The organism is Salimicrobium humidisoli (assembly GCF_002295105.1).
Taxonomy (GTDB): Bacteria; Bacillota; Bacilli; order Bacillales; family Halobacillaceae; genus Salimicrobium; species Salimicrobium humidisoli.
The window spans coordinates 49,890-59,562 of the sequence record NZ_NSGH01000017.1 but is presented as its reverse complement, the minus strand read 5'-3'; the positions used below and the strand labels follow the sequence as shown (position 1 = coordinate 59,562).

Annotated in this window: 11 protein-coding genes and 1 other annotated feature; of the genes, 2 read left to right on the top strand and 9 right to left on the bottom strand. The window is 47.5% G+C overall.

Features of this window, described 5'->3' with window-relative positions; all coding sequences use genetic code 11:
* Window positions 1-43: 43 nt before the first annotated feature.
* The 8 genes from CKW00_RS13915 to CKW00_RS10665 form a co-directional block, all read right to left on the bottom strand.
* A complete protein-coding gene (locus CKW00_RS13915; RefSeq protein WP_269845295.1) occupies window positions 44-172 on the bottom strand; it encodes a hypothetical protein in 129 nt (42 codons plus the stop codon).
* A gap of 4 nt (window positions 173-176) precedes the next feature.
* Complete coding sequence (locus CKW00_RS10695) at window positions 177-1,151, bottom strand: quinone oxidoreductase family protein (protein WP_095822556.1); 975 nt, start codon at window positions 1,149-1,151, stop codon at window positions 177-179.
* A 3-nt stretch (window positions 1,152-1,154) separates the two neighbouring features.
* The gene (locus CKW00_RS10690) at window positions 1,155-2,222 is read right to left on the bottom strand and encodes a phosphotransferase family protein (RefSeq protein ID WP_095822555.1); all 1,068 of its coding nucleotides are present in this window, start codon (window positions 2,220-2,222) and stop codon (window positions 1,155-1,157) included.
* A 4-nt stretch (window positions 2,223-2,226) separates the two neighbouring features.
* Complete coding sequence (locus CKW00_RS10685; RefSeq protein ID WP_095822554.1) at window positions 2,227-2,637, bottom strand: acyl-CoA thioesterase; 411 nt, start codon at window positions 2,635-2,637, stop codon at window positions 2,227-2,229.
* Window positions 2,638-2,642: 5 nt separating this feature from the next.
* The gene (locus tag CKW00_RS10680; protein WP_095822553.1) at window positions 2,643-3,215 is read right to left on the bottom strand and encodes a TetR/AcrR family transcriptional regulator; all 573 of its coding nucleotides are present in this window, start codon (window positions 3,213-3,215) and stop codon (window positions 2,643-2,645) included.
* A gap of 16 nt (window positions 3,216-3,231) precedes the next feature.
* Entirely contained in the window at window positions 3,232-4,011 is a 780-nt protein-coding gene (locus CKW00_RS10675; protein ID WP_095822552.1) for an SDR family oxidoreductase, read from the bottom strand.
* The gene (locus CKW00_RS10670) at window positions 3,998-5,227 is read right to left on the bottom strand and encodes an acyl-CoA dehydrogenase family protein (RefSeq protein WP_095822551.1); all 1,230 of its coding nucleotides are present in this window, start codon (window positions 5,225-5,227) and stop codon (window positions 3,998-4,000) included. The genes CKW00_RS10675 and CKW00_RS10670 overlap by 14 nt, the downstream gene beginning before the upstream one ends.
* 112 nt (window positions 5,228-5,339) lie before the next feature.
* Window positions 5,340-5,966: a FusB/FusC family EF-G-binding protein gene (locus CKW00_RS10665; RefSeq protein ID WP_158221309.1), complete on the bottom strand. Its 627-nt coding sequence runs from the start codon at window positions 5,964-5,966 to the stop codon at window positions 5,340-5,342.
* A 184-nt stretch (window positions 5,967-6,150) separates the two neighbouring features.
* Here CKW00_RS10665 and CKW00_RS10660 point away from each other — a divergent pair, with 184 nt between their 5' ends.
* Entirely contained in the window at window positions 6,151-7,251 is a 1,101-nt protein-coding gene (locus tag CKW00_RS10660) for an NADH-dependent flavin oxidoreductase (protein ID WP_095822549.1), read from the top strand.
* A 41-nt stretch (window positions 7,252-7,292) separates the two neighbouring features.
* On the opposite strand, the gene CKW00_RS10655 is transcribed toward CKW00_RS10660, so the two are convergent.
* Complete coding sequence (locus CKW00_RS10655; protein ID WP_233129770.1) at window positions 7,293-7,619, bottom strand: thioredoxin family protein; 327 nt, start codon at window positions 7,617-7,619, stop codon at window positions 7,293-7,295.
* 98 nt (window positions 7,620-7,717) lie between these two features.
* Window positions 7,718-7,928: a binding site (T-box leader), on the top strand.
* 81 nt (window positions 7,929-8,009) lie between these two features.
* Here CKW00_RS10655 and argS point away from each other — a divergent pair.
* Window positions 8,010-9,632: an arginine--tRNA ligase gene (gene argS / locus CKW00_RS10650; protein ID WP_095822547.1), complete on the top strand. Its 1,623-nt coding sequence runs from the start codon at window positions 8,010-8,012 to the stop codon at window positions 9,630-9,632.
* Window positions 9,633-9,673: the final 41 nt, after the last annotated feature.

The following is a 9,673-nucleotide window of genomic DNA, read 5'->3' as shown; positions in this document are numbered from 1 at the left end:
AATGCATATATACACACAACTCCTATCTTTTTCTTGGGTCTCGTCAATTCAAGTGTAAAAGATAAAGGAGCTTGTGTGTTTTTTTTATGCTGAATTTTTCTGATACCCCAACAAATATTGTAGAGCCATTAAAAAAGCTGCCGGAGAGGTCCCCGACAGCTTTCGTATCCACGTTATTAAGGTTTCAGTACCAGCTTTCCTTTTGTCTTTCTGTTTTCGAGATCTTTGTGAGCCTGCGGCGCTTCACTAAGCTTGTACACTCCTCCGATGTGAAGTTTCAGCTCTCCCTGCTGTACAAGAGTCAGCAGTTCTTTCATACTTTTTTGAACCAGTTCCGGATATTTCATAATTTGTGGAAGGAAAAATCCTATAACGGAAAGATTGCGTCCCATGAGACCGGCTGCGTTCAACTGAGGCGGTTCGCCGCTTGCTGCACCGTAAGTAAGTACGCGACCAAAGGCACGCATCGTCTTCAGCGTTTCTGTGAAAACGTCACCTCCGGCCATTTCGAGCGCGACATCCACGCCTTTCCCGCCGGTTTCGTCAACAACGTCCTGCTGCCAGTCTTCTTTCGTATAGTCGATTCCTGCATCTGCTCCCAAATCTTTGGCGAACTTCAGTTTCTCTTCGGAACTGGCAGTAGCGATAACCTTCCCGGCCTGAAAATGCTTAGCCAGCTGCACCGCAATCATTCCTACTCCACCGGCTGCCGCGTGGACGAGAATCGTTTCCCCCTTTTCCATACGGCCCATCGTGCTGATCAGATGATAAGCGGTAAGACCTTGAAGCAACAGAGCTACTGCCTGTTCATCTTCCACTCCTTCCGGTACAGGTACGACCGAAGAAGCGTTTGCGGTAACGTATTCGCTGTACCCGCCTGATTCTACCAGGGTAACGATCCGGTCCCCTTCTTCAACATTTGTGACGCTTTTCCCTTTTTTACTTACAACACCGGCGACCTCTGCCCCCGGTACGAAAGGGAGCGGGGTAGGAACAACATACTGGCCGCGGCGACGTGCAGTATCAGCAAAGTTGACCCCGATCGCTTTCACTTCGATCTGCACTTCGTTATCTCCCGGTTCGGGCATCTCGACGTCGACTTCGTTTAAAACGTCCGCCTCTCCGTATTCTTTGAATTGTATAGCTTTCATAATTTATCCCTCTCTTTTTTCAGTAATACCTGCCTGCACGGCAGCCTGATCCATAAGTTTATTTACAAAATGATTCATGTGCCTGAAACGCGGATCATCCGTCTGTCCCTGTTTGTATCTGAAATAAATTTGCTGGACGATCCCCGCGAGTTTGAAGTAGGCGAAAGCCAGGTAAAAATTCATGTTGTTTAAATCGCGTCCGCTTTTCTCCGCGTATCTGTCCATAAATTCCTGTCTTGTGTAGAAACCTTCTGCTGTCGTAAGCGGGGGTTTTCCGAGTCCTTCTTTCAACTCTGAAGAATCCCCTGCCTCCATCCAGTAACTCATGGCCGCCCCGAGATCTGCAAGAGGATCTCCGACAGTGGTCATTTCCCAGTCAAACAGCCCGGTCATCTTCGACGGGTTGTCGTGAGAAAACATGGCGTTATTGAGTTTATAATCATAATGAATGATGGCACTCTCTTCATTTTCCGGTATGTTTTCCACGAGCCACTTCTTCAGCTCGTTCCCTTCTTTCACATCTTCGGTGTGAGCTTTCTCATATCTCCTGATCCACCCCTCTACCTGTCTTCCCATAAATCCTTCGGGTTTAACCATATTTTTCAGAGAAGTCTCCGTATAATCAATGGAGTGAAGTTCAACCAGGCGGTCGACCATTTCCCGGGAAATATCCTTCGCAAGTTCCGGCGATGGCGTGACTCCTTCCGGCCATTCGGTATCGTAAACGATCCCCGATTTCCTTTCCATTATAAAAAAGGGTTTTCCAATCAATTCTTCTTCCTTAAAAGCCATCGGTTCAGGCGCAAGAGGGAAAAAAGGATGGACCGCTTTGATGACTTTATACTCCCTCTCCATGTCGTGGGCTTTGGGAGGGAGAGGCCCTTTTGGCGGTCTTCGCAGTACGGCTTCCCAGTCTCCGATTTTCAGTTCATACGTAAGGTTGGAATGCCCCGCACCGAACTGCCGGATGTTTAAAGGGGATTCAGGAAGGTCTGTGAACGTACTTCTCAAGTATTCATCAAGAACTTCTTTCTCCAGTTCCTCTCCTTTTCTTACTTCGCGAGTGTCCATACAGTCATCTCCCTTCTGCAGTTTCAAACTGACAGGAAGCAAGCTGGTTCTTCATCCATTCGGACATCTTCTCGCTTGCTTCCGCCTTGAAATCGTACTGGACTACTACAGAATCCCCTTCCGCTACAAGTTCTCCACTTTCTTTCTCATACATGTTCTGCTTCAAATGGAAACTGGAGTTCCCTATTTTCGTCACAAAACTTTTAATCGTAATCGACTGACCGAAGTACAGCTGTTTAACGAAGTCGCACTTTACGGAAGCTACAACGAACTTCCATTCTCCATCCCCGATCAGGTCGAGATAGTCGAAGAAATGTATTCTTGCTTCCTCCATATATATGAAATAATTGTTGTTATTTACGTGTCCCAGCTGATCCGTTTCCGAAAATCTCACTTTAATATCATGTTCGTGCATGTCCCTCACTCCTTCTCTTTCGATTCCAGACCCTGTAATAAAATAGCTGTATATATATCCGCCAGATGTTCTTCCGACACTTCTCCTTCCGGCTCATACCAGAAATAGCTCCAGTTCGCCATGCCGAGAATGAAATAGGAGATCATGTCCGCCCGAAGATCAGTGCGAAATGCTCCTTCTTCTATACCTTCCTGCACAAGCTTTTCGATATTCTGCTGAAATAAATCCCGTTTCTGCCTCACGTATAACAATTTTCCTTCGCTTAAGTGCCGCATTTCCCGGAAAAAAATCATGGCACTGTTTACACTTGCACGGATATTTTCGATCATCATCCTGACAAGCTCGCGCAGTTTCTCCTCCGGGCGAAGGCTGCTTTTCAAAATTTTTTCCTGTTTTTCAAGTAAATCATCAATGAATCGTTCATGAATCTGAACGAGAACTTCTTCTTTGTTTTTGAAATAATAGTAGAATGTGCCTTTCGTAAGACCGAGATGATCGACGATTTCCTGTATAGAAGTTTCCTTGAAGCCTTTTTGGCCGAAAAGTGAAATGCTTGTTTCGGTAATCTTTCCTTTCACGCCTGCTTCCTCCTTTTTAACAAGTTGCGTGCATCCCCCCGTCGACTGTGAGAATATCTCCCGTCACGTAGTCAGAGGCGCCGGATGCCAGAAAAAGCGCTGCGCCTTTTAATTCCCCTTCTTTTCCGAAACGCTTCATCGGGGTCTGATCCAGAATGTATTCCCCATTCATCGAGAGAAGGCCTTCGGACATTTTCGTAGGGAAGAACCCGGGAGCGATTGCATTCACCTGGATATTGTCTCCCGCAAGTTTCACAGCCAGATCTTTTGTGAACGTATTCACTGCTCCCTTGCTCGTATTATAGCCGATGGTATCCATAAATCTCGAATCGGCCCCACCGAATCCTGCCACTGAGGACAGGTTTATAATTTTACCCGACTGCTGCTGTTTCATAACTTTGGCAGCTTCCCTGCTCATCAGAAACGTACCGGTAACGTTAACATTCATCACCTTCTGAAAAGCTTCCGTAGGCATATCAAGAACGGGTGCTCCCCACGTAGCCCCGCTATTATTGATTAACACATCAAGCGTTCCGAATTCGTCCTTCACTTTCTCAATGACGCCCCTCACACTGTCTTCGTCGGTTACGTCACATTCGAGTGCCAGCGTCCTCACTCCATAATTTTCTGTCAGTTCGGATGCTTTCTCTTCGCAATTTTCTAGTTTTCTCGAACATAACACAACATCAGCTCCCGCTTCAGCCATACCTTCGGCGAGCTGTGCTCCGAGACCTCTTCCTCCTCCCGTGATGACAACGGTCTTCCCTTCCAGCTTAAAATAATCAAGTACGTGCATATCCATCCTCCTCGTATTTAGAGAGTTCCATTTTTGCAATCTGTCTTTTGTGAACTTCATCCGGTCCGTCTGCGAGCCGGAGCGTCCGGGCATTCGCATAATTCATGGCCAGTGTGAAATCGTCACTGACGCCTGCTCCCCCGTGAGCCTGGATAGCTCGGTCAATAACGTTGAGCGCCATCGAAGGAGCCGTGACTTTGATCATAGCTATCGCTGCTTTCGCTTCTTTGTTTCCCACTTTGTCCATCTGCCAGGCTGCATGAAGAGTCAGTAACCTTGCCTGTTCAAGTTCCGTTCTGGAGTCGGCGATCCATTCGCGTATCACTCCCTGTTCAGCCAGTGGGCGGTGAAATGCTTCCCTGTGACGGACGCGTCTGCACAGATCTTCAAGCGCCCTTTCTGCAGCTCCGATCAGTCTCATACAATGGTGGATCCTCCCCGGGCCGAGCCTTCCCTGGGCTATCTCAAAACCGCGTCCTTCGCCGAGAATCAGGTTTTCTTTCGGCACCTCTACATTCGTAAACTCGATTTCCGCGTGCCCGTGCGGGGCATGATCATAGCCGAAGACATTCAACGGACGCTTCACAGACACCCCTTCTGCATCCATAGGCACAATAATCATCGACTGCTGTTTGTGTCTCGGAGCTTCTGTATCCGTCTTGCCCATAAATATAGCGAAAGAACACCTCGGATCCATCGCTCCGGTCGACCACCATTTCGTGCCGTTTATAATATAGGAGTCACCCTTCTTCTCGATGCTGGAAGAGATATTCGTCGCATCCGAAGAAGCGACATCCGGCTCGGTCATCGCAAAACAGGAACGGGTCTCCCCGGCAAGAAGAGGTTCCAGCCATTTCTTTTTCTGCTCCCGGGAACCATACATAGACAACAGTTCCATATTTCCTGTGTCCGGTGCGTTACAGTTGAAGATTTCCGGAGCTAACATCGATTTTCCCATTTCTTCGCATAAAGGTGCATATTCCAGGTTGGTGAGTCCTCCCCCGATCTCTTCATCCGGGAGGAAAAGGTTCCACAGTCCGAGCGATCGGGCTTTCTTCTTCAGTTCTTCAATGATTGGCGGAATCCCGCTCCATCGGTCAGGCTGGGCATTCAGCTGTTCGGCAAACACTTTTTCGTTCGGGTAGACATATTCCTGCATGAATGAACGCACGGCCTTCCGGTACTCTTTCGTTTTTTCATTATATGAAAAATCCATCATTTCTCCTCCTCGCATACTAACCAGTTGGTATGTAAAGTATAAATAAAAAATTCGGAAAATTCAAGAAAGAAAAATTTCGCAAAAAGACGACATAAAAAGACAGCGTCTCCTATCTTTTTATGTCGTCCATGAATTTATGAAGGTGTTTTTGGTCTGTTATATTCCGGTTACACGTAATGCTGTCTTTGCAGACGTAATTTCCTTTTCTTTTGTATGCCGTAGCATCTGTAACAAAAAGCCCGACATACTCATGTTCGCGACAGATAACACACATGTTTTTCCGTCCACTGTAAGTGAAGGACCCTTCCATACCCGTCAGGACGCCCTCTCTGTACGTTACAATGAATTTTCTGTCGAGTCCCGGGTCGAACCAGCTTACGTAAGTCAGATCACGCCGGTCCACGCCGGTCCCGAGCACGGGCGTTTTCACCCGGGAAAGGTGCGGAAACAGACTTCTGACCTCCCCTTCCTCCGGCATTTCAAAGGGATGGACCAGTGGGAGGATACGTGCTTCGAACATTTCCATATCTGTCCGGTCTTCAAGTTCGGTCATCCCTTCGAGCAGCCTTTTCTGCAGATCGGTGAGACCGTGAAAAACATCCTTCATCTTGTCCATCGCCAGCCCCTGCACTGTCCGGACCATTTCTCTGTCATTAACAAGTGCATTCGTCTGAACAATGTGGCGGAGCTGCTGTTTCAGGAAGTGGTATTGATCGCTGCGTATAAATGGTTCCATTTTGCCACTGCTCCCTTCAAATATATTTCGTTTCATCCGGCCTGCTCCGGAAGTGTACGGGAATAATAACACGTACAATCTTCAGCAGAATAAATATCTGTTTAATGACGGATGATAAAAGCAATTTAAAAGACCTTGCCTTTCTCCGAATGTTAAACTCATAAAAGCAAAGGAGGAAACAGAAATGTTCGATTCATATACACTGCCTTCGGGCGTAACGTTGAAAAACCGGCTGATCCTGGCCCCCATGACAAATTTTCTCTCAGAAGAAGACGGCCGGGTATCCGAAAAAGAACTGACTTATTATAAAAGAAGATCACGTGGAACCGGTGCCGTCATCACGGCCTGCGCAAACGTAAATACGCAGGGTAAAGGCTTCGATGGAGAAATAGGAGTAGACCGTGACGAACTTATTCCGGGCCTGAAACGACTGGCAGAAGTCATCCATGAAGAAGGAGCAAAAGCCATCCTGCAAATCTATCACGGAGGACGAATGAGCCCGCCACACCTCCTGCCGGACGAAACACCGGTATCGGCCAGTGCCGTCCCCTCCGAACGTGAAGGAGCAGCAACTCCGAGAGAGATGACTGCAGAAGAAGTTTCACAGACAGTCGAGGATTTCAAACAGGCTACGAGACGGGCAATTGAAGCCGGGTTTGACGGAGTCGAACTTCACGGAGCGAATACATATCTGCTTCAGCAGTTCTTCTCCCCTCACTCGAACCGCCGGAGCGATAAATGGGGCGGAGATGTGTGGCAGCGTATGACATTCCCGTTAGAAGTTACGGAAGCGGTGAAGCAGGCCGTCCGGGAATACGCCCGGGCCCCTTTCATCACCGGATACCGCTTTTCTCCTGAAGAACCGCACACTCCCGGCATTACGCTTGAAGACACGATGAAACTGGTCAGCGAATTAACCGAAAAAGGACTGGACTATCTTCATATTTCCCTGAGAGATTTCCACCAGTCTTCCATCCGGGAAGAAGGCGATGGAAGTTCCGTCATTCGGCAGATCAGAGACCAGATCGGGGCTGACCTTCCTCTTGTCGGCGTCGGAGAAATAAGAACAAAAGAAGATGCGGAAAAAGCACTCGAAACCGTACCACTGCTGGCTTTAGGAAGAGAGCTTCTTATCGACCCGGACTGGGCTGTGAAAGTGGAAAAAGGACAGGAAGACCACATAGTTACGGAAATGGATATGGAAGCGCAGGAAGAGCTGGTGATTCCCGAACCGATGTGGTCAAAAATCATGAGTGTTCCGGGATGGATTCCGAGAAAAGTGTAGCAATGATAAAGAAGAGCCGTTCTTTTGGAGAGCGGCTCTTCTTATGCGTTCATGGCATCCTGCAATTTATTCAGCTGATAATCCAGTTCTCCCACCGGTACGAAACGTGCTTCTCTTATAAGTTCTCTTCCTTCTGAATAGACCAGTACCACAGGTACCGTAAACACTTGAAATTCTCCGGATACCTCCGGAATTTCAGTTGCATCCAGGTGAATCGCTTTTACTTCCGAATAGCTCTCAAGCAACTCTTCCACCTGCGGTTTCAGGCTATGGCAGACAGAACAGGTCGGCTGGGAAATATACACCAGCGACAGTTTCTCTTCGGAAATTATTTGTCTGGCTTCTGTAATCGTCTGTAACTTTTCCATAGAAATCTTCACCTCTACTTTGTCTTTTCCCTGCACCTTCATTTTTAATCCGATTATTGATTTACTTTTCTTCTTATGCTATGTTTTCTAATAATAACATATCACCTTTGATGAAGAGAGTAATCTATTCTGTTTTTTCAACAGCGAACCGGGGATGGTGGGAGCCCGGCAAAAAACGATGGAAGAACCGGACTTCTGAGGTGCGGGAGTGAACGTAAGTAGCTCTGCCGCCGGGATGGACCCCGTTATCCGATCAAGTGGCCTTAAGGCTAAAAGAGTGGTACCGCGCGGCGCCCCCACGTCTCTTTACGACGTGGGGGCTTTTTTTATGTCACATAAATTTTAATCAGTTCACAAAAATCCGGCTCGATTCGGAAAGGAGATGGAAATATGGAAAAAGAAATCATCGCGTTACAGCTTGCTCACATTCTTGGAGAGGAGTTCACTCCGGAAGACCTGAAACAGAAACTTGAGCAGCCGAAGCACAGCAGCCATGGGGATATAGCCTTCCCGTGCTTTTTCCTGGCCCGACACTTCAGAAAAAATCCTCAAAATATAGCGGAGGATGTAAGCGCTCAGCTGAATCACCCTATTTTTGCGGACACGGAAGCCCTTCACGGCTACGTTAATATTTTTCTCGACCAGTCTTTCATGACCGACCACATCCTCCGCCGTGCTACCCATATCGACTACGGCCGTCACCGTTTCGGAAATGGTGAGCGTGTAGTGCTGGATTTATCGGCCCCAAATATAGCAAAGCCCTTCTCCATGGGACATCTGCGTTCTACAATTATCGGGAATTCTCTGGGGCTGCTCGCCGAATATTGCGGTTATAAACCAGTGAAAATCAATTATATAGGCGATTACGGTACTCAGTTCGGTCATCTGCTGGCTGCCTACGAAAGATGGGGGGATAAAGATACATTACAAGAAAATCCTCTGAAAATGCTTTCGGATATTTACGTCAGATTTCACGAAGAGGCAAAACAAAACCCGTCACTTACAGAAGCAGGACGCGACTGGTTCAAGCGTCTTGAAGAAGGAGAAGAGGAAGCCGCAGCTCTGTGGAGTCGTTTCCGTGAATTATCTCTCGAAGAGTTCGACAAGATTTATAAACAGCTTGATATAACTTTCGATCTGACACGGGGTGAAGCTTACTATAGTGATAAAATGGGAGAAACGATAGCGATACTTGAGGAAAAAGGACTGCTCGAACAATCCGAAGGGGCTCTCGTAGTGCGCCTGGATGAATATGATCTCCCTCCCTGCCTGATCGTTAAAAGTAACGGCACGACCACCTATGCTACGAGAGATCTTACGGCTGCGATCGATCGCTATCGGGCCTATCATTTCGCTGAAAGTTTGTACGTAGTCGGAAATGAACAGATACTCCACTTTGAGCAGATTCGGAAGGTGCTCGAAAAAGCCGGCTTCCCCTGGGCATCCTCCATGAAACACATCTCTTTCGGCATGATGCTTCAGGACGGAAAAAAGATGTCGACGAGGAAAGGCAGAACCATTCTGCTTGAAGACGTACTCGAAGAAGCCCGGGAACGGGCCGGAGGCAATGCCGACATAGGGACAGGAGCGGTGATTTTCCACGACCTGAAACATCAGAGACAAAACGACGTTGAATTTTCACTGGATGATATGCTCACTTTCGAAGGAAATACAGGGCCGTACCTGCAATACACGTATGCCCGCGCCGTTTCGCTTACCGAAAAAGCCGATTTCGACTTCAGGACCGACCTGAAAGACGGGAGTGCCTGGGAACTTGTAAAACAGCTGCATCTTTTCCCCGATGAAACAGAAAGAGCTTTTTACCAGAAAGACCCTTCCATCATTGCACGTTACCTGTTGAAGCTGTCGAAACATTTCAATCAGTATTACGCCAACACGAAAATTTTACAGACGGATCAGACGGATCAGCGTCTCACACTTGTCCAGGCAGTGATTACAGTACTGAAGAAAGGACTCCATCTGCTCGGGATGAAACCTGTAGAAAAAATGTAAAAGAAATTGCGTTCATTATATAATAATAGTATGTTTGGCAT

Excerpts from the sequence above, each read along its gene's own strand:
- CKW00_RS10675 (WP_095822552.1), bottom strand. The coding sequence starts at position 4,011 with ATGCACGTACTTGATTATTTTAAGCTGGAAGGGAAGACCGTTGTCATC.
- CKW00_RS10670 (WP_095822551.1), bottom strand. The coding sequence starts at position 5,227 with ATGGATTTTTCATATAATGAAAAAACGAAAGAGTACCGGAAGGCCGTG.
- CKW00_RS10685 (WP_095822554.1), bottom strand. The coding sequence starts at position 2,637 with ATGCACGAACATGATATTAAAGTGAGATTTTCGGAAACGGATCAGCTG.
- CKW00_RS10660 (WP_095822549.1), top strand. The coding sequence starts at position 6,151 with ATGTTCGATTCATATACACTGCCTTCGGGCGTAACGTTGAAAAACCGG.
- argS (WP_095822547.1), top strand. The coding sequence starts at position 8,010 with ATGGAAAAAGAAATCATCGCGTTACAGCTTGCTCACATTCTTGGAGAG.
- CKW00_RS10690 (WP_095822555.1), bottom strand. The coding sequence starts at position 2,222 with ATGGACACTCGCGAAGTAAGAAAAGGAGAGGAACTGGAGAAAGAAGTT.
- CKW00_RS10655 (WP_233129770.1), bottom strand. The coding sequence starts at position 7,619 with ATGGAAAAGTTACAGACGATTACAGAAGCCAGACAAATAATTTCCGAA.
- CKW00_RS10665 (WP_158221309.1), bottom strand. The coding sequence starts at position 5,966 with ATGGAACCATTTATACGCAGCGATCAATACCACTTCCTGAAACAGCAG.
- CKW00_RS10695 (WP_095822556.1), bottom strand. The coding sequence starts at position 1,151 with ATGAAAGCTATACAATTCAAAGAATACGGAGAGGCGGACGTTTTAAAC.